Below are 18,244 nucleotides of genomic sequence, written 5' to 3' on the forward strand. Positions count from 1 at the left end.
AATCTGCAAGGGACTGCAATGACCGAGGTGTTGAACGAGCAAGGACGAGCGTCCTGGCTCTCCGCGATCTGGGCGGCGCGCTACCGCACACCGGCCCGCTTCGTTGCGCTGGTCGCGTTGCTGCTGCCCTGGAGCACCACCGGCGTGACTTTTGCGCTCGTGCCGTGGCTGATCGCCTTTGCTTTCATCGGCCTTCGCGAGCTCCCGCGCTCGCTGCTGCGCCCGATTTGCCTGCTGCCGATCGCGCTGTTCGTGCTGGCACTCGTCGGCACGCTCTGGTCGGTTGCGCCCTGGGCCGAGCGGCTGCACGCGCTCGGGCCGCCGGCAAAACTGCTGGTGATCCCGCTGCTGATCTACCAATTCGAGCGCTGGCCCTACGGCAAATGGGTTTTTGCGGCGTTCCTGGTCTCCTGCACGCTGCTCATGCTGTACTCCTTCACTGTTGCGATCGATCCCAGGCTCTCGCTCAAGCTCTATCTGTCGCGCGGGCCCTACCAGGTCGAGAGCGGGATTGCCGTGCGCAACTATATCGACCAGAGCCAGGAATTCGCGCTCTGTGCGATTGCGCTGGTGTACCCGATCGTGACGCTGGTCCAGCAGGGCCGCGTTCGGATCGCGGCGTTGTTCGCCGTATTGGCGCTCGGCTTCCTCGCCAACATGATGTTCGTCGTGGTCTCGCGCACGGCGCTGGTGACGCTGCCGGTCCTGCTCGTGGTGTTTGCACTGCTGCATCTGCGCTGGCGGGCGGCGCTCGTCGCCGGCGCTGCGACGGCGTTGATCGCCGTAGCGCTCTGGGCCGTCTCGCCGCATCTGCGCGCGACCGTCGGCAAGTTCCAGAGCGATTACGAAAGGAGCCTGGAGGCCGACAACAATTCGATCAGCGGCATGGGCTCGCGTCTCGAATACTGGCGGAAGTCCCTGAGGTTTATCGCCGACGCGCCGCTGATCGGCCACGGCACAGGCTCGATCCGCGGTCTGTTCGCCGGCGTGGCCGCCAATCCGCACGACGACCCGCTGCGCGGCGAGATCGTCAGCAACCCGCACAATCAGACCCTCAGTAATGCCGTGCAGTGGGGCGTCGTCGGCGTGCTGGTCCTCTACGCGCTGTGGATCGCGCACCTTCTGATGTTTCGCGGCGAGGGACTGGCCTGCTGGATCGGCATGTTGGTTGTGGTGCAGAACATGCTGTCCTCACTGCTCAACACGCATCTGTTCGATTTCACCTCGGGCTGGATCTACGTGCTCGGTGTCGGCGTCGCCGGCGGCATGGCGCTCGCCGCGAAGAGGATGCAGATCTAAAGCGCTGCAAGGCTGTTCCGGACGAGGGTGAGGCCCGACAGGAACAACAGGCCGAGCACGACATCGCCAAAATGCTTGTCGTTCAGTGCGTGATAGACGCGGGCGCCGGCCCAGGCGCCGATCAGCGTGCCCGGGAAGGCGACCAGCGCGAGCCAGACCACCTTGAATGCGACGAGGCCCGACGCCGTCTGCAACACCAGCGCGGTCGCGAGCACGGTGAAATTGAAGAGCTGGAAGATGCCGCGCCGCTCGTGCTTGTTCCAGCCGCGGATATTGGCCCAGAGGATCGGAAGCGGCCCGGACAATCCGGCGAGGCCGCCGAGAATGCCGCCGGCAAAGCCGATCGCGCCGTCGGCGATGCGGCCACCGAACGTCACGGCGAGGGGCCTCTTGTTGAGATAGAGAGCGGTCGAAAAGATCAGGATCAGCACGCCGACGCTCAGCTTGAACACTTTTGGATCGGCGGAGGCGATCAGCATGGTGCCGAGCGGCACGCCGATCAGCCCCCCGATCAGGAACGGCCAGACCAGCGACAGGTCGAAACTCTTCCACATCGACGGCAGCGTCGAGGTCTGCGCGATCACCGAGCAGATCAGCACCAGCGGCACCGCGAGCGAGGGCGGCAGGACGTAGAGCCAGATGCCGAGCGCCATCAGCGCGGTCCCGAAGCCGGCCAGTCCCGAGACGAAGCCGCCGGCCAGCGCGCCGAACAGCAGCAGCGCATAAGTGAGCGTTTCCAACAGATTGTCCTTGTCGCAATGGGCGATCCCGAACTGTTGATCGCCAACGCCCGCATAGCACGGCTGCGGCCGTGCAGGTCAATTCCAAAACCGCACGCAAGCGTGATCCTCAACCGCGGGCATTCGCCAAAGGCAGGCCTACATGATGACCATACTTCAATCCGGGGGCCTGCCCGACGCCATGATGCGCTCTCATTGGCCTTTCCCCGAACGAGATGATGGAGAACGACCATGACCCGCACGAAGATTGCCGTTGCAGCCGCGCTGCTGTCTGCGGCGGCCCTGATGCCGACGATGGCGCAGGCGCAGTTCTCCGAACCCGCGGCCTATCAGGCCGCCCATCCCGACCGCGATGTGCTGAACGGCGGCCAGCTCACGCCTGCGGCGCGCGCGGCTCGTGGCGAGACAGTGGCACCGAGCGAGGCCTATGCGGCTTATTCGTCAGGCGTGACGCCGGTCGTTCGCCCGCGCCACCGCCGTCACCACCAATAAGAAGAGTCTAGACGATCTGCCTGGTGTCGGCCGGCCTGTGCAGCGCGCCGACCAGGATGCGCAGCGCTTCCGTCAGTTCCGATCGATTGCGCGCGGCGCCGAGCGAGACGCGCGCGGCATGCGGCGGTGTTCCGTCCACAGTGAAGGCATCGCCGGCGACGACTGCAAGTCCGTTCCGCAACAGATGCGCGGCGACGTCGGGGCGGCCTTCCGGCAGCCGCAGCCAGAGATGGTGGGCGGCGGGCTTGGCCAGGAACTGAATGCCTTTCAGCGCGCGCTGCGCAAGCTGCTGGCGGCCGATCGCCTCGTTGCGGATGGCGGTGATGATGCGATCGGCGATGCCGGTCTCGATCCAATGCGTCACCAGCGCGACCATCAGCGGCGCCGGCATCTGCACGGTGGCCTGCAAGCCGGCACGCATGTCCCGCTGCGCGGCGTTGTCGGGTGTCACGAGATAGGCGACGCGTAGCGCCGGCGCGATGCATTTCGACAGCGTGGTCGCGAGATAGGTCCGCTCCGGAATGAGGTTTGCGATCGGCGATGCCGAACGGTCGAGCAGCCCGTAGGCATCGTCCTCGATCAGCGTCATATCGGAATCGCTGATGATCTTTGCGATGGCGTTGCGCCGTTCGGTGGACAGCGTCGCGGTGGTTGGATTGTGCAGCGTCGGAATGAGATAGACGGCCTTCGGCCTGTGCGCGCGACAGGCCTTCGCCAGCGCATCGGGCAAGATGCCGCCATCATCCATGGCGATACCGACGAGCTTGACGCCGAGCCGCGCCGCGGCGGCCTTGATGCCGGGGAAGGTGAGCGCTTCCGTCAGCACGACGTCGCCGGGCCGCGCGAGCTGAGCGAGCAGGTTGAACAGGATCGTCTGCGTACCGGGAAAGATCACGAGCCTGTCGGCGTGCGCGTGCGGAACCCGTGCACGCATCCAGCGGGCCGCGACCTCGCGCTCATGCGCGCTGCCGCCGGGCGGCTGATAGTTGAGATGCGCCGTCAGGCCTGATTGTGCGCGGATGGCTTCCATCCCGGCAATGATCCGCTCGTCGAGTTGCGCTTCGAGCGGATGCGGCGGCACGTTCATCGAGAGGTCGATCGCGACCGGATGCGGCAGGTCGACCGCGCGGCGCGCGCTGGTCTCGGATACGAATGAGCCTTGTCCGACACGGGCTTCCATGATGCCGCGGCGCCGCGCCTCGGTGTAGGCACGCGTCACCGTGGTGAGGTCGATGCCGAGGGCCTTGGCCAGCGCGCGCTGCGTCGGCAGCTGCTGGCCGCGCACCAGCCGGCCCGCGGCGATGTCGGCCTCCATGGCCTCGACGATGCGCTGGTAGCGCGGCCCGCTCAGCTCCGAGATTGTAGGGGTCCAATCCATGCAATTTAGGCCCATATCCTTTGAATGTATGGATACAAGATATTATTGTATGGATCAGCGAAAAGGAAGAGGTGCTGTCATGGCAACCGGTTCAGTCTCTCTCACGAAGGCGATGTGGCGCGGCTTCTTGGGCAAGTGCCCGAACTGCGGCGAAGGACACATGTTCGGCCGTTTCCTGAAAGTCGCGGACAGCTGCGACCATTGTGGCGAGGAGCTGTTTCACCAGCGCGCCGATGACTTCCCGGCTTATCTGGTGATGGTCGTTGTTGGTCACCTCGTCGTGCCGGCGATCCTCGCGGTTGAGACGGCCTACGCGCCGGCGGTCTGGCTGCAACTGGCCGTGTGGTTGCCGGTGACGCTGTTCGCTTCGCTCGCGCTGCTGCAGCCGACCAAGGGCGCCATCGTCGGCCTGCAATGGCAGATCGGCATGCATGGTTTTGAGGCGGGCAAGCTGCGGCGCGAGGCCGTCGCGCCCGTCCTCGTGAAGGCGAACACCCGCGCGGCCTGAGAGGCCGCAGCGTTTACATCGCGCGCGCGGCCGCTACACTCCATCGTAGAAACAAGAACGATGGAAACGCCGATGGCCGCACGCGCGAAGACTTTTCTGCTCTGTCATGGCGCATGGTCCGGCGGATGGGCCTGGAAGAAGATGCATCCGCTGATGGCGCAGGCCGGCCACCGCCTGGTGGCGCCGACCTACACCGGGCTCGGCGAACGCGCGCATCTCGCGAGTCCCGCGATCGATCTGGATACGCATATCCAGGACATCCTCAACGTCATCAAGTTCGAGGACCTCGACGACATCGTGCTGCTCGGCCACAGCTATGGCGGCATGGTCGCGACCGGTGTTGCCGACCGCGCGCGCGAGCGCGTGGCGCAGCTGATCTATCTCGACGCCTTCGTGCCGCGTGACGGCCAGTCGCTGTTCGATCTCAACGAGGGCGGGCGCGAGCCGATGCGCAAGGCGGCTGCCGCAGGCGACGGCTACCGCATCCCGCCGAATCCGCCGCCGCCCGATACGCCGCAGGCCGATCTCGACTGGCTCAATGCGCGCCGCATCAACATGCCGATCAAATGTTTCGAGACCAGGCTCAAGCTCGAACACGGCGAGCCGGCGATCCCGCGCAGCTACATCTATTGCAAGCGCATTCCGCCGGGCGATGTGTTCGGGCAGTTCGCGAAGCGCACGAAGAACGAGGAGGGCTGGCGCTATTTCGAACTCGATGCCAGTCATGCGCCGAACGTGACAGCGCCCGAGGCTTTGATGGCGGTGTTGGAGAAGATTGTGGCCTAGTTCACCCTCGTCATTCCGGGCTCTCGCTTCGTCGCGCCTCGGAATGACAACGGTGAAAAATGGTGAGGGGTCCGATGCGGTCAGCATCGAACCCCTCGTTGCAAGATATCAGCCGGCCTGTAAGCCGGGTTCTGTAAGGCACCGTCCGCTTGCGCGAACGATACGTGACGGCCATTCCTCTGGGACCATGTTTGCACATGGCCTCGAGCAACCTACCCGGACGGCGGGCCTGACATCGCCCCGCGGCGTTATCGCTTGCGCGAACAGCCCGCTACGCCGTCCCTATTCGGTTTTGCTCCCGGTGGGGTTTACCATGCCGGCTCCGTTGCCGGAGCCGCGGTGCGCTCTTACCGCACCTTTTCACCCTTACCTGCCTACGCAGCTTGCGCTGCTACGGCACGGCAGGCCCGAGGGCTTGCCGCGCCAGAGCCCCGAAGGGGCGTCGGCGGGCGGTTCGTTCTCTGTGGCACTTTCCCTGGGGTTGCCCCCGCCGGACGTTATCCGGCACCGTATGTCAAGGGAGCCCGGACTTTCCTCCCCGGCGGCCTTTCGGCACCTGCCGGAGCGGCCGTCCGGCCGACTGACCGGCTACGCATGGGGCATTTGTGACGGTTCCGTCAAGCAGAGATCGCCGCGCAAGCCGGCTGCGAATAATTTATCCTGAACATGTCGTTGGGCGTGGGCCCAGTTCGACTGGATGCCGGCAATCCAGCCGAGCAACAGGAGTTAAGCGATGCAGTATTTGCTGCTGATCTACCGGAACGAAGCTCAACAGAGCAAGATGGACCCCGCAGATTACCAGAAGCTGTTGGCGGAGTATTCCGCCTACACCCAGTCCATCGTCCAGAGCGGCAACTTCAAGGCCGGCGACGGGCTCCAGCCGACCTCGACTGCGACCACCGTTCGCGTTCGCGACGGCAAGGTACTCGCGACCGATGGTCCGTTCGCCGAGACCCGCGAGCAACTCGGCGGCTATTATCTCGTCGAGGCGAGAGACCTCGACGCAGCGATCGCGATGGCCGCGCGGATTCCCGGAGCCAGGGACGGCTCGATCGAAGTCAGGCCCGTGATGATCTACAAATGATCTCGTCCCCTGATATCGAATAATTATCCCGAGGATGTCGTTTGATGTTGGCCCCGTTCGACTGGATGTCGGCAATCAGGCCGAACAACAGGAGTAAGCCATGCAGTACCTACTGCTGATCTACCGGAACGAAGCGAAAATGATCAACATGTCCCCCGCGGACCGTCAGGCGCTGTCGGCGGAGTACGGCACTTACACGCAGTCCATCGTCCAGAGCGGCCATTTCAAGGCCGGTGACGGGCTTCAGCCGACCACGACGGCGACCACCGTGCGCGTGCGCGAGGGCAAGACCCTGACGACCGACGGTCCCTTCGCGGAGACTCGCGAGCAGCTCGCCGGCTACTATCTGGTCGAGGCCAAGGATCTGGACACCGCCGTCGGACTGGCTGCTCGGATTCCCGAGGCCAAAGAGGGATCCATCGAAGTCAGGCCGGTCATGATCTACAAGTGATCTGTCCTGCCGACATCGCTCGGATTTTTCGCGACGAGGCGGGGCGGGTGCTTGCCACGCTGATCCGCCTCGTCGGCGATTTCGATCTCGCCGAGGACGCGCTCCAGGATGCCTTCGCGGTCGCGCTGGAGCGCTGGTCGGCGGGCGAGGTGCCCGATAATCCGCGCGCCTGGCTGGTCAATGTCGGTCGCAACAAGGCGATCGATCGCATCCGGCGGCAGGCCGTGTTCCGCGGCAAGCAGCGGGCGCTCGTGCATGAGCTCGAGTTCAACGCGCAGGCGCCCGACGAGCCGACAGCAACGCTCGATGACGATATGCTGCGGCTGATCTTCACGTGCTGCCATCCAGCCTTCGCCATCGAGGTCCAGGTCGCGCTGACGCTGCGCACCGTCTGCGGGCTGTCCATGGCGCAGGTCGCGCGCGCCTTTCTCGTCGGCGAGGATGCGATGGCGCAGCGCCTCGTCCGCGCCAAGCAGAAGATCAGGCTCGCCGGCATTCCTTATGAAGTGCCCGAGCACGCCGCGCTTGCGCCGCGGCTCAACGGCGTGCTCGCCGTGATCTATCTCGTCTTCACCGAAGGCTATGTTGCGACCTCGGGCGCGGATTTGATGCGGCCCGATCTCGCGGTCGAAGCGATCAGGCTCGGCCGGTTGCTCGACCGGCTGATGCCGGATCGCGCCGGGATCAAAGGCCTGCTCGCCTTGATGTTACTGCACGATGCGCGCCGTGCCGGGCGCGAGACCACAGCCGGCGACGTCGTTCTGCTGGAAGAGCAGGATCGTTCGCTCTGGAATTGTGTGCAGATCGAGGAAGGTCTGCGTCTCGTGGACGACGCGCTCCGCGTGCCTGGCCGCCCGCAGCCCTATGCTGTGCAGGCCGCGATCGCCGCGCTGCATGCCCGTGCGCCGAGCTACGAGCAGACCGACTGGCCGCAGATCGCTGGCCTCTACGAAGTGCTCTTGCGCATCAATCCGTCGCCGGTGATCGAGCTTAACCACGCCGCCGCAGTCTCGATGGTCGACGGCCCGGCGCGCGCGCTCGATCTCGTCGATGCGACCGCCGCGCGCGGCGGGCTTCGTGGCTACGAGCTGTTGCCCGCGGTGCGCGCGGATCTGTTGCGACGGCTTGGGCGCAAGGACGAAGCGCGCGAGGCGTATGTCGCCGCGACGGCGGCGACGCAGCTGGAGCCGCTACGGCGGCTGTATGCGCGACGGATGCGGGAGATGGAGTAGTCGCCACACATTCCGTCATTGCGAGGAGCGAAGCGACGAAGCAATCCAGACTGTTTCCACGGAGGCAGTCTGGATTGCTTCGCTGCGCTCGCAATGACGAACGCCATTACTTCGCCGCGACTGCCGTCGCATCCGCCGGCAGGCTCGCGAGCAACGCCTGCAATGTCGACAGCGTCGAGTGATCCGCGACACCATCGAGCCGCGCGGGGCGGAAATGGCGCTGGAAGGCGGTGACGACTTCCATCGTCGCGGCGTCGTATTTGCCGGTCAGCGGCACGCCGTAGCCGTATCGGGCGAGCGCCTGCTGCAGGCTCAGCACCTCGTCGCTGATGGTGCCGAGCATCAGGCTCTCGCCGCGCACGACCGGCGCGGGCGTCACCCAGTGTCCGACGCCGGAATTGGCCAGCGAATGCCACGGAAATTTCTCGCCGGGATCCTTCTTGCGCGCCGGCGCGACGTCGGAATGGCCGAGCACCCGGTGCGCGGCGACGTTGCGGCGAAGCATGATGCCGCGGCACAACGTGATCACGGCGGCGATCTGGCGCGACGGATATTCCGGATAGCCCCAGTCATGGCCGCGATTGATGATCTCGATGCCGATCGAGCAGGAGTTGATGTCGTCCTCGCCGGCCCAGGACGAGACGCCCGCGTGCCATGCGCGCTTGGCCTCGGGCACGCATTGCACGATGCGGCCGTCCTCCAGCACGACGTAATGCGCCGACACTTCGGTGCCCGCCGTGCACAGCCGCGCCAACGCGCCCTCGACGTCGGGCATGCCGGTGTAGTGCAGCAGGATCATATCCGGCTGCCGTCCCTTGTTGCGGTCGCCATGGTTCGGCGAAGGGATGATGTCGGAGACGATCGAGGAATCCGGCTCGAACGTCCGCGTGTTCGCCGCGGCCTTGGGAACCGGGAGAACGCGTTGACGTTTCGAATCAGATCCAGACGGCGTGGAAGGACCGGACGACATAGACAGCTCAAGTCGGACAGAGAGTGGGCCAAGCCCTTCTCTTTACTATTCCTTTACCCTCCGCCGCGCGCAATCGCGCGGCGCGGTTAATGGATGCATTTTGGCGCATGTGTGTGGATGGAGCATCACCGATGCGTCACCTTTTCGACTTGTAACAAGCCGATCAACGCTTTCTTAACGCTAAGGGCCGTTACTGAGGATTGAAGAGCCGACCCGCGTCCGGAGGCGGCCAAAGCGTATTTTGGCTCGAAATCCCATGGCTGCCCGACAAATTCCACTGGGAACACTGGGTTTGCGGCCCGGGATGACCGGGCTCGGTAACCATGCTGGACGAGGGTTGGGTCGTGGAACCGCCGCGACGCGGAATTATTCGAGGCGTAATGGACTCGCTCGTCCCAGATCTCGCATGGACGCTCTGCGGGTGTGGCGCATGAGCTCGGTTCCGCACATCCCCGTTCTTGGCCGTGAGGCGGTCGATCATCTCGCGCCGCGCGCGGGCGGGATCTATATCGACGCCACCTTCGGCGCCGGCGGCTACAGCCGCGCCATTCTCGACGTGCCGGGAACCCGGCTGATTGCGATCGATCGCGACCGCACGGCGATCGCCGGCGGGGCCGAGCTGGTCGAACGCTCCGCGGGCCGGCTGACGCTGGTCGAGGACCGCTTCTCCAATCTCGCCGAGGTCTGTGCGGCGCAAGGCGTCGATGCCGTCGACGGCGTCGTGATGGATGTCGGGGTCTCCTCGATGCAGCTCGACCAGGCCGGCCGCGGCTTCTCCTTCCGTCTCGACGGTCCGCTCGACATGCGGATGGGGCAGGCGGGGCCGACGGCGGCCGACATCGTCGCGCGCGCCTCGGAAAGCGATCTCGCCGACATCATCTATCTCTTTGGTGAGGAGCGGCAGTCGCGCCGTATCGCCCGCGCCATCGTCGCCGACCGGCAGGAGACGCCGTTCACGACAACGCGCGCGCTCGCCGATCTCGTCGGCCGGGTCGTGCGCTCGAAACCCGGCGATATTCATCCGGCGACGCGAACGTTCCAGGCCCTGCGCATCTTCGTCAACGAAGAGCTCGAGGAACTCCAGACCGCGCTCGCTGCGGCCGAGCGCGTGCTCAGGCCGGACGGCCGCCTCGTGGTGGTCTCGTTCCATTCGCTGGAAGACCGCATCGTCAAGAATTTCCTCTCCGAGCGTAGCAAGACAGGCGGCGGTTCGCGGCATCTGCCGGAAGTGGCGCAAACCGCGCCGAGCTTCCAGCTGCTGACGCGCCGGCCGGTGATCGCTGGCGAAGAGGAAGTCGCCCATAACCCACGCGCGCGTTCCGCAAAACTGCGTGCCGCCGAGCGCACGTCCGCGCCCGCGCACGACGACGGCGAGACCTCGTCCTGGCCAAAGCTCGCCGACGTGATGAGGGGTGGCTAGCGCATGCGCTTCATCCACCTCCTCGTCATCGGCGCGCTGATCTTCGCGGCGGCCTATGTCTACCGGATCAAGATGGACTCCACGGCGCGCACCGAAAAGGTGCTGCGGCTGCATGCGGAGATCCGCGAGCAGCGCGATGCGATCGCGGCGCTGCGCTCCGAATGGGCCAAGCTCGATGCGCCCTTGCGCCTGCAGGGCCTGTCCGACCGGCATCTGCCGCTCAAGCCGGTCAACGGCACGCAGTATGACTCGCTGAAGAACCTGCCGGAGCGTCCGCCGCGGATGTTCAGGCCGGGCGAGCCGGATCCGATCGGGGCCATGCTCAACACCATCGAAGCCGCGAGCGATCCGGATACGGTGACGGGCTCCGTGCCTCAGCCCGAGGACAAGCAATGAGCGCTGTGACCCCGGCCAAGCCAACTCAAAAGCCGCCCGAGCCCTGGCGGCAGCGGCTGATCCGCAGCCTGCTCTACGGGCGCAACGTTGACCGCGCCGCGAAGGCGCGCGCGCGCGTTGGCCTCGCGATGATCGCCTTTACCTCGGTCTACGTCCTGATCGGCGGCCGGCTCGTGATGTTCGCGATCGGTGCCGACGCCCACAGCGCGCGCCGTGCTGCCGCGCAAGAGGTGGTCGCGACCGCGCGGCCCGACATCGTCGACCGCAACGGCGCGATCCTCGCGACCGACGTCAAGGCGGCGAGCCTGTTCGGCGAGCCGCGCCGCATCATCGACAAGGACGAGGCGATCGAGCTTCTGACTGCGACCGTGCCTGACCTCGACGAGGCCGAGGTGCGCGAGCGCCTGTCGGCGCGAAAGGGTTTTGTCTGGCTCAAGCGCGAGATCACGCCGAAGCAGCAGCAGGACATCCACAAGCTCGGCATTCCCGGCATCGGCTTCCTGCGCGAGAACAAGCGCGTCTATCCGACCGGCAACGAGGTCGCCCACCTCATCGGTCTCGTCAACATCGACAACCAGGGCATCGCCGGCATGGAGAAGTGGCTCGACAATCAAGGGCTCGCCGATCTCCACCGCGCAGGCTTTGCCACCGACCGGCTGCAAAAGCCGATCGAGCTGTCGGTCGATCTGCGCGTCGAGCACGCGCTGCGCGACGAGCTCTTGAAGGCCAAGGAGAAGTACCACACCAAGGCCGCCTCCGGCATCGTCTCGAATGTCAAGACCGGCGAGATCGTGGCGATGGTCTCGCTGCCGGACTTCGACCCCAACAATCCGAAGGAAGCGCACGACCCCGACCGCATCAACCGCCTGACCACGGGCGTCTACGAGATGGGCTCGACCTTCAAGGCGTTCACGCTGGCGATGGCGCTCGATTCTGGAAAGATCAATTTGAACTCGTCGTGGGATGCACGCGGAAACCTGCACTACGGCAAGTTCACCATCCACGACAGTCATTCGCTCGGACGTTTCATCAACACCAAGGAAGTGTTTTATTACTCCTCCAACATCGGCGCTGCGCGGATCGCGCTCGGCCAGGGTGTCGAGGCGCACAAGGCGTTCCTTGCCAAGATGGGCCAGTTGACGCGGCTGCGCACCGAGCTGCCGGAGAGCGCAGCTCCGCTGGTGCCGCGCCGCTGGAGCGAGCTGAACACGGTCACCATCGCGTTCGGCCAGGGTCTGTCGGTGGCGCCGCTCCAGGCGGTGATGGGCATCAACGCGCTGATGAACGGTGGCTACCTGATTCCGCCGACCTTCATGAAGCGAAGCGAAGCTGAAGCGGCGGCGATGGCCAAGCGCGTGATCAAGCAAGAGACCAGCGACAAGATGCGGTATCTGATGCGGCTCAATGCGGAGGTCGGGTCGGCGAGACAGGCAGACGTCAAGGGCTATTATGTCGGCGGCAAGACCGGCACGTCCGAGAAAGTCATCAATGGCCGCTACGCCAAGAAGCGGGTGCTCAACTCCTTCACGGCGATCATGCCCTCCGACAATCCAAAATATCAGATCCTGATCATGCTGGACGAGCCGCAGGCGCTGCCCGAAACGCATGGTTTCATCACCTCGGGCTGGAACGCAGTGCCGACCGGCGGCAAGGTGATCGAGCGGATCGCGCCACTTCTGGGCATCGAGCCACGGTTTGACCTGCCGCCGTCCGACCGCCTTATTCTTGCAGCATCCAGGACAACCCAGTAATCAACGGGGGTGGGCCGTCGCCGCTGCTGAGTCGGGGCTTTTCCGAAGATCCGGCTTTCCGGACGGCATGTCGACTGGAAGACCATGAAGCTGCGCGACCTCCTAGGTCAGGACGTTCCAGGCAATGATGCCGCAATCGAGCCCGCTGTCGCGGCGCTCGATGTGACCGGCGTTGCGCTCGACAGCCGTGTGGTCAAGCCCGGCGATCTCTTCTTCGCCCTCGCGGGCAGCAAGACCGACGGCGCGCGCTTCGTCGATGCCGCGATTGCAGCAGGCGCGGTGGCGATCGTCGGCGACCATGCACCTGATGGCAGCAAGGTGCCGTTCGTCACGGTGGCCAATCCGCGCCGCGCGCTGGCGCTGGCCGCGGCCAAATTCTTCCCCGCACAGCCGGCGACCATCGCGGCGGTGACCGGCACCAGCGGCAAGACCTCGGTCGCCGCGTTCACGCGCCAGATCTGGGAGCGGCTGGGGCATGCCTCCGCCAGCATCGGCACCATCGGTCTCGTCTCGCCCAAGCGCACCGTCTACGGTTCGCTGACGACGCCGGATCCGATCGCGCTGCACCGGCAGCTCGATGAGATCGCGCGCGAAGGCGTGACGCATCTCGCCTTCGAGGCGTCCTCGCACGGGCTCGACCAGTACCGCCTCGACGGCGTGCGTGTCTCCGCCGGCGGCTTCACCAATCTCTCGCGCGACCACATGGATTACCATCCAACCGTCGCGCATTATCTTGCAGCAAAACTCCGCCTGTTCCGCGAACTGGTCCCGGCGGATGGGGCGGCGGTGATCTCCGCCGATCATGATTGCTCGGCGGAGGCAATCAATGCTGCCAGGTCGCACGGCCTGCGCGTGATGGCGGTCGGCCGCAACGGCGACGGGGCAGGCGAGGGCATTCGTCTCGCCGGGGCCGAGGTCGAAGGTTTTTCGCAAGTCCTTGCCGTCGAACATCGCGGCAAGCGTTATGCGGTCCGGCTGCCGCTGGCCGGCGAATTCCAGATCGAGAACGCACTGGTGTCGGCCGGTCTGGCGATCGGTACCGGCAGCGATCCGGCCAACGTGTTTGCGAGCCTCGAACATCTCGAAGGCGCCAAGGGTCGGCTCGAGCGCGTCGGCGAGCGCAACGGTGCGCCGATCTTCGTCGACTACGCCCACAAGCCCGACGCGTTGGAGAAGGCGTTGCAGGCTTTGCGGCCTTACGCAAAACGCCGGCTGGTCGTCGTGTTCGGCGCCGGCGGCGACCGCGATGCCGGCAAGCGCCCGATCATGGGCGAGATCGCGGCCGAAAACGCCGACCGCGTCATCATCACCGACGACAATCCGCGCAGCGAGAAGCCGGAAGCCATTCGCGCAGAAATCCTCGCGACTGCAAAAGGTGCCCGCGAAATCGGCGACCGTGCCGCGGCGATCCGCACCGCGATCGAGGAGTTGGAAGACGGCGACGCGCTGCTCGTCGCCGGCAAGGGCCACGAGACCGGGCAGATCGTCGGCGGCGAGGTGCTGCCCTTCAGTGATCACGAGGCGGTCGCCGCCGCATTAGCGTCGAGGGATGCATGAGCGCGCCAATATGGACGGTTGCCGAAGTGGCGCGTGCGCTGGGCGCTGCGGGATCATTTCCGGACACGCCGATCGAGTTCGTCACCCAGGACAGCCGCCTGGTGAAGCCGGGCTGCCTGTTCGTCGCGCTCAGCGGTACGCCGAGCGGCGGCTTCATCTCGGCCTTCGCCAGCGCGCGCGACGGCTGGGAGTTCGCCGACAAGGCGGAAGCTTCGGGCGCGGTCGCGATGATCGTGCCGCACGAGATCGCCAGCATCCGCATTCCCCAGATCGTCGTCAAGGACACGCTGATCGACGGTCTCTGGGGCCTCGCGCGCGCGGCACGCGCGCGTTTCAACGGACCGGTGATCGGGCTCACCGGCAGCGCGGGCAAGACCAGCACCAAGGAATTCCTCGCGGCCTACCCCGGCGCCTATGCCAGCCCATCGAGCTTCAACAATTTCTGGGGCGTGCCGCTGACGCTGTGCAACGCCAGGCCCGATGCCAGCCTCTGGGTCGTCGAGATGGGCATGAACCAGACCGGCGAGATCGCGCGGCTCAGCGAGCTGACGCGGCCGACCGTCGCGCTCGTCGTCAACGTTCAGCCGGTGCATCTGGAAAAGCTCGGCTCGCTCGAAGCCATCAGGCGCGAGAAGGTCTCGATCGCGCTCGGCCTGCCCGAGGATGGCGTGCTGGTGCTGCCTGCCGGGATCAAGGCGCCGGACTGGAAGGGCAAGGTGGTACGGTTCGGCGAGAAAGCCGAGGTGCACGAGGTCGCGCACGCGCCGCATGGCGAGAGCTGGCAGGTCGTGGCCGCGCTCGGCAAGAAGGAGATCGCCTTCAGCCTGACGCCGGGCGCACCGCACCGCGTGCAGAACGCGCTCGCTGCGCTCGCCTCGATCCGCGCCGCGAACCTCGATGCGGCGACGCTCGCGATCAAGCTCGACCGGGTCGGCATCATGACCGGCCGCGGCGTCGAGCAGGCGATCGGCGGCGTCACCGTGATCGACGACAGTTTCAACGGCAATCCGGCCAGCGTGGCTGCTGCACTGCAAAGCCTCCAGGCGCGCAACGTGACCGGCGGCCGTCGCATTGCGGTGCTCGGCGACATGCTGGAACTGGGCGATGACGCACCAAACTACCACACGGCCCTCGCCAAGCATCTCGACGGCATCGACGGCGTCTACTGCGTGGGTCCCTTGATGCGCCATCTGTACGACGTGTTGCCGGCGGGCAAGGGCCTTGGCTGGCACGACGACCCCGCCACGCTGAAGCCGGGTGAGGTCGCAAATCTGCTGAGGGCAGGCGATGTCGTGGTTGTCAAGGGCAGCAAGAAGATGTTCTGGGTCAACAAGTTTGTGCCGGGCCTAGTGGCCGCCTTGCAGGCAAAGGCGTAAACTGCTTGGAAGGCGCTGTTCCCGAATCCCACCTTTTGCGGCGCGAAGCCGTCCGTTTTCCCAGAGGTCGCCCGACCCCATGAAGAAGACCCGCGAATGCGCGTGAGGCAAGTCAAGGCCAACACCAGGGCCGCGTGCAAAGGCGCCATAGGACCGTCTGAATGTTTTACTGGCTGATCGAGCTCTCCAACACATTTCCCGGCTTCGGTGCCGTTCGCACCTTCCTGAACGTCTTCCGCTACATCACCTTCCGCACCGGCGGCGCCGTCGTCACCGGCGCGCTGTTCGTGTTCCTGTTCGGGCCCTGGATCATCGACCATCTGCGCATCCGTCAGGGCAAGGGCCAGCCGATCCGGACCGACGGCCCGCAATCGCATCTCGCCAAGAAAGGCACGCCCACCATGGGCGGGCTGATGATCCTGTCCGGTCTCACGGTCGGCACCGTGCTGTGGGCCAATCCGCTCAACCCCTATGTCTGGATCGTGCTGGCGGTGACGCTCGGCTTCGGCTTCGTCGGCTTCTATGACGATTACCTCAAGGTGACCAAGCAGACCACGACGGGCTTCGGCAGCAAGCTGCGCCTGCTGATCGAGGCCGCCATCGCGCTGGTCGCCTGCTATGCGCTGGTGCGATTGAACCGCGATCCCGCGTCGACCGCGCTGACGATTCCCTTCCTCAAGGACACCGTGCTGCATTTCGGCTGGTTCTTCGTCGTGTTCGGCGCCTTCGTCATCGTCGGCGCCGGCAATGCGGTGAACCTCACCGACGGTCTCGACGGCCTCGCCATCGTGCCCGTGATGATCGCGACCGCGAGCTTTGCGATGATCGCCTATCTCGCCGGCAACGCGGTGTTCGCCGACTATCTCCAGATCAAATATGTCGCGGGAACCGGCGAACTCGCGGTGCTCTGCGGCGCGCTGCTGGGCGCCGGTCTTGGGTTCCTCTGGTTCAACGCGCCGCCGGCCTCGATCTTCATGGGCGACACCGGCTCGCTCGCGCTCGGCGGCATGCTCGGCGCAATCGCGGTCGCGGTGAAGCACGAGATCGTGCTCGCGGTGATCGGCGGCCTGTTCGTGCTGGAAGCGGTTTCCGTCATCGTGCAGGTGGTGTCGTTCAAGCTCACCGGCAAACGCATCTTCCGGATGGCGCCGATCCATCACCATTTCGAGCAGCTCGGCTGGACCGAACCGCAGATCGTGATCCGCTTCTGGATCATCTCGGTGATGCTGGCGCTCGCCGGTCTGTCGACGCTGAAGCTGCGGTGATCGATCGATGATCCCGGTCACATCCTTCGCCGGCAAGACGGTCGCGGTGTTCGGCCTCGGCGGCTCGGGGCTTGCGTCCTGTCACGCGTTGAAAGCGGGCGGCGCCGAGGTGATTGCCGCCGACGACAATGCCGAGAACGTCGCCAAGGCCGCGCAAGCGGGTTTCATCACCGCCGATTTGCGCAATGTCTCCTGGGCGAATTTCGCGGCGCTGGTGCTCGCGCCCGGCGTGCCGCTCACCCATCCCGTGCCGCACTGGAGCGTGCTGAAGGCGCGCGAGGCGGGCGTCGAGGTGATCGGCGATATCGAGCTGTTCTGCCGCGAGCGTCGCCGTCACGCGCCCAACGCGCCGTTCGTCGCGATCACCGGCACCAACGGCAAGTCGACCACGACCGCGCTGATTGCGCATCTCACAAAGGTCGCCGGCTACGACACCCAGATGGGCGGCAATATCGGCACCGCGATCCTGTCGCTGGAACCGCCGCGCACGGGCCGCGTCCACGTCATCGAGATGTCGTCCTACCAGATCGACCTCACGCCCTCGCTCGATCCCTCCGTCGGTATCCTGCTCAATGTAAGCGAGGACCACATCGACCGTCACGGCACCCTCGCGCATTACGCTGCGGTGAAGGAGCGCCTTGTCGCCGGCGTGCAGGCAGGCGGCACCGCGATCGTCGGCGTCGACGATGGCTTCTGCCGCGACATCGCCGACCGGCTCGACCGCGCCGGCAAGAACGTGGTGCGGATCTCCGTCAAGAACCCGCTGGCCTCCGGAATCCATGTCGAGCACGGCACCATCGTGCGCACCGCGGGCGGCGCGAGGAGCGAGGTCGCAAAGCTCGGCGGCATCGGCTCGCTGCGCGGCCAGCACAACGCGCAGAACGCGGCCTGCGCCGCCGCCGCCGCGCTCGCGATGGGCATCAGCCTCGATGTGCTGCAGAACGGCCTGCGCAGCTTTCCGGGCCTCGCGCATCGCATGGAGCAGGTCGGCCGCCGCGGCAACGTGCTGTTCGTCAACGACTCCAAGGGCACCAATGCGGATGCCACCGCGCATGCGCTGTCGTCCTTTTCGGAAATCTTCTGGATCGCCGGCGGCAAGCCCAAGGCCGGCGGCATCACTGGCCTGACCGGCTTCTTCCCGCGCATCCGCAAGGCCTATCTGATCGGCGAGGCCGCGCAGGAGTTTTCGGGAACGCTGGGCACGCAGGTGGCGCACGAGATCAGCCAGACGCTGGACATCGCCGTCGAGCACGCCGCGCGCGATGCCGAAGCCTCGGGCCTCGCGGATGCAGTGGTGCTGCTGTCACCCGCCTGCGCGTCCTTCGACCAGTACCGCAATTTCGAGATCCGCGGCACCAAGTTCCGCGAGCTGGTACAGGCGCTGCCGGGTGTGAAGCCGGTGGTGTAGGGCGCGGCTACTCCTTGCTCCGCTGTCGTCGCCCGGCTTGACCGGGCGACCCAGTATTCCCAGGGCGGGGGTTTGCCCCGGGGGCGCGGCGGTCTTGGTTACCCCCGGCACACCGGGGGATTCCACCCAAT

General features: G+C 65.8%; 17 protein-coding genes and 1 other RNA gene. 14 read left to right on the forward strand and 4 right to left on the reverse strand.

What is annotated here, in order from left to right:
* Window positions 1–18 precede the first annotated feature (18 nt).
* Window positions 19–1,299, forward strand: coding sequence for an O-antigen ligase family protein (locus tag AC0L3X_RS10670; RefSeq protein WP_354131795.1), 1,281 nt, complete (start codon window positions 19–21; stop codon window positions 1,297–1,299).
* Here AC0L3X_RS10670 and AC0L3X_RS10675 read toward each other — a convergent pair.
* Window positions 1,296–2,039, reverse strand: a complete 744-nt coding sequence (locus AC0L3X_RS10675) for a sulfite exporter TauE/SafE family protein (protein ID WP_063981529.1) — start codon at window positions 2,037–2,039, stop codon at window positions 1,296–1,298. The two genes, AC0L3X_RS10670 and AC0L3X_RS10675, sit on opposite strands and share 4 nt — an antisense overlap.
* Window positions 2,040–2,270: 231 nt before the next feature.
* Between AC0L3X_RS10675 and AC0L3X_RS10680 the strand changes: the two genes are divergently transcribed.
* Entirely contained in the window at window positions 2,271–2,531 is a 261-nt protein-coding gene (locus tag AC0L3X_RS10680) for a hypothetical protein (protein WP_063981530.1), read from the forward strand.
* A 7-nt stretch (window positions 2,532–2,538) separates the two neighbouring features.
* Here AC0L3X_RS10680 and AC0L3X_RS10685 read toward each other — a convergent pair whose 3' ends face one another.
* Window positions 2,539–3,909, reverse strand: a complete 1,371-nt coding sequence (locus AC0L3X_RS10685) for an aminotransferase-like domain-containing protein (protein WP_063981531.1) — start codon at window positions 3,907–3,909, stop codon at window positions 2,539–2,541.
* A 49-nt stretch (window positions 3,910–3,958) separates the two neighbouring features.
* Here AC0L3X_RS10685 and AC0L3X_RS10690 point away from each other — a divergent pair, with 49 nt between their 5' ends.
* Window positions 3,959–4,417 (forward strand): DUF983 domain-containing protein, encoded by a 459-nt coding sequence (locus tag AC0L3X_RS10690; RefSeq protein ID WP_080584009.1) that lies wholly within the window; start codon window positions 3,959–3,961, stop codon window positions 4,415–4,417.
* A 72-nt stretch (window positions 4,418–4,489) separates the two neighbouring features.
* On the forward strand, window positions 4,490–5,203 hold the full coding sequence (locus AC0L3X_RS10695) for an alpha/beta fold hydrolase (RefSeq protein ID WP_063986140.1): 714 nt from the start codon (window positions 4,490–4,492) through the stop codon (window positions 5,201–5,203).
* A 104-nt stretch (window positions 5,204–5,307) separates the two neighbouring features.
* Here AC0L3X_RS10695 and rnpB read toward each other — a convergent pair.
* Window positions 5,308–5,787: RNase P RNA component class A (gene rnpB / locus AC0L3X_RS10700), an RNA gene on the reverse strand.
* A 149-nt stretch (window positions 5,788–5,936) separates the two neighbouring features.
* Between rnpB and AC0L3X_RS10705 the strand changes: the two genes are divergently transcribed.
* The 3 genes from AC0L3X_RS10705 (at window position 5,937) to AC0L3X_RS10715 (ending at window position 7,970) form a co-directional block, all read left to right on the forward strand.
* A complete protein-coding gene (locus tag AC0L3X_RS10705; RefSeq protein ID WP_063981532.1) occupies window positions 5,937–6,287 on the forward strand; it encodes a YciI family protein in 351 nt (116 codons plus the stop codon).
* Window positions 6,288–6,387: 100 nt separating this feature from the next.
* On the forward strand, window positions 6,388–6,738 hold the full coding sequence (locus tag AC0L3X_RS10710; RefSeq protein ID WP_063981533.1) for a YciI family protein: 351 nt from the start codon (window positions 6,388–6,390) through the stop codon (window positions 6,736–6,738).
* Window positions 6,735–7,970 carry an RNA polymerase sigma factor gene (locus AC0L3X_RS10715; protein WP_371497445.1) on the forward strand — a complete coding sequence of 412 codons (1,236 nt, stop codon included), beginning with the start codon at window positions 6,735–6,737 and terminating at the stop codon, window positions 7,968–7,970. The genes AC0L3X_RS10710 and AC0L3X_RS10715 overlap by 4 nt, the downstream gene beginning before the upstream one ends.
* 106 nt (window positions 7,971–8,076) lie before the next feature.
* Here AC0L3X_RS10715 and AC0L3X_RS10720 read toward each other — a convergent pair whose 3' ends face one another.
* The gene (locus tag AC0L3X_RS10720) at window positions 8,077–8,940 is read right to left on the reverse strand and encodes an N-acetylmuramoyl-L-alanine amidase (protein WP_175618141.1); all 864 of its coding nucleotides are present in this window, start codon (window positions 8,938–8,940) and stop codon (window positions 8,077–8,079) included.
* A gap of 430 nt (window positions 8,941–9,370) precedes the next feature.
* Between AC0L3X_RS10720 and rsmH the strand changes: the two genes are divergently transcribed.
* The 7 genes from rsmH (at window position 9,371) to murD (ending at window position 18,113) form a co-directional block, all read left to right on the forward strand.
* Window positions 9,371–10,360, forward strand: coding sequence for a 16S rRNA (cytosine(1402)-N(4))-methyltransferase RsmH (rsmH, locus tag AC0L3X_RS10725; protein WP_063986143.1), 990 nt, complete (start codon window positions 9,371–9,373; stop codon window positions 10,358–10,360).
* Window positions 10,361–10,363: 3 nt separating this feature from the next.
* Window positions 10,364–10,756 (forward strand): cell division protein FtsL, encoded by a 393-nt coding sequence (gene ftsL / locus AC0L3X_RS10730; RefSeq protein WP_014492951.1) that lies wholly within the window; start codon window positions 10,364–10,366, stop codon window positions 10,754–10,756.
* Complete coding sequence (locus tag AC0L3X_RS10735; RefSeq protein ID WP_071910386.1) at window positions 10,753–12,507, forward strand: peptidoglycan D,D-transpeptidase FtsI family protein; 1,755 nt, start codon at window positions 10,753–10,755, stop codon at window positions 12,505–12,507. Before ftsL ends, AC0L3X_RS10735 begins: the two co-directional genes overlap by 4 nt.
* Window positions 12,508–12,591: 84 nt before the next feature.
* Window positions 12,592–14,064 carry a UDP-N-acetylmuramoyl-L-alanyl-D-glutamate--2,6-diaminopimelate ligase gene (locus tag AC0L3X_RS10740; RefSeq protein WP_063981535.1) on the forward strand — a complete coding sequence of 491 codons (1,473 nt, stop codon included), beginning with the start codon at window positions 12,592–12,594 and terminating at the stop codon, window positions 14,062–14,064.
* Window positions 14,061–15,440, forward strand: a complete 1,380-nt coding sequence (locus tag AC0L3X_RS10745; RefSeq protein ID WP_063981536.1) for a UDP-N-acetylmuramoyl-tripeptide--D-alanyl-D-alanine ligase — start codon at window positions 14,061–14,063, stop codon at window positions 15,438–15,440. Before AC0L3X_RS10740 ends, AC0L3X_RS10745 begins: the two co-directional genes overlap by 4 nt.
* Window positions 15,441–15,601: 161 nt before the next feature.
* Window positions 15,602–16,705 carry a phospho-N-acetylmuramoyl-pentapeptide-transferase gene (gene mraY / locus AC0L3X_RS10750; RefSeq protein ID WP_014492955.1) on the forward strand — a complete coding sequence of 368 codons (1,104 nt, stop codon included), beginning with the start codon at window positions 15,602–15,604 and terminating at the stop codon, window positions 16,703–16,705.
* Window positions 16,706–16,712: 7 nt separating this feature from the next.
* Window positions 16,713–18,113: a UDP-N-acetylmuramoyl-L-alanine--D-glutamate ligase gene (gene murD, locus AC0L3X_RS10755; protein ID WP_063981537.1), complete on the forward strand. Its 1,401-nt coding sequence runs from the start codon at window positions 16,713–16,715 to the stop codon at window positions 18,111–18,113.
* The last annotated feature ends 131 nt before the right edge of the window (window positions 18,114–18,244 follow it).

The sequence above is a fragment of the Bradyrhizobium sp. MI1.7 genome (genome assembly GCF_055811795.1).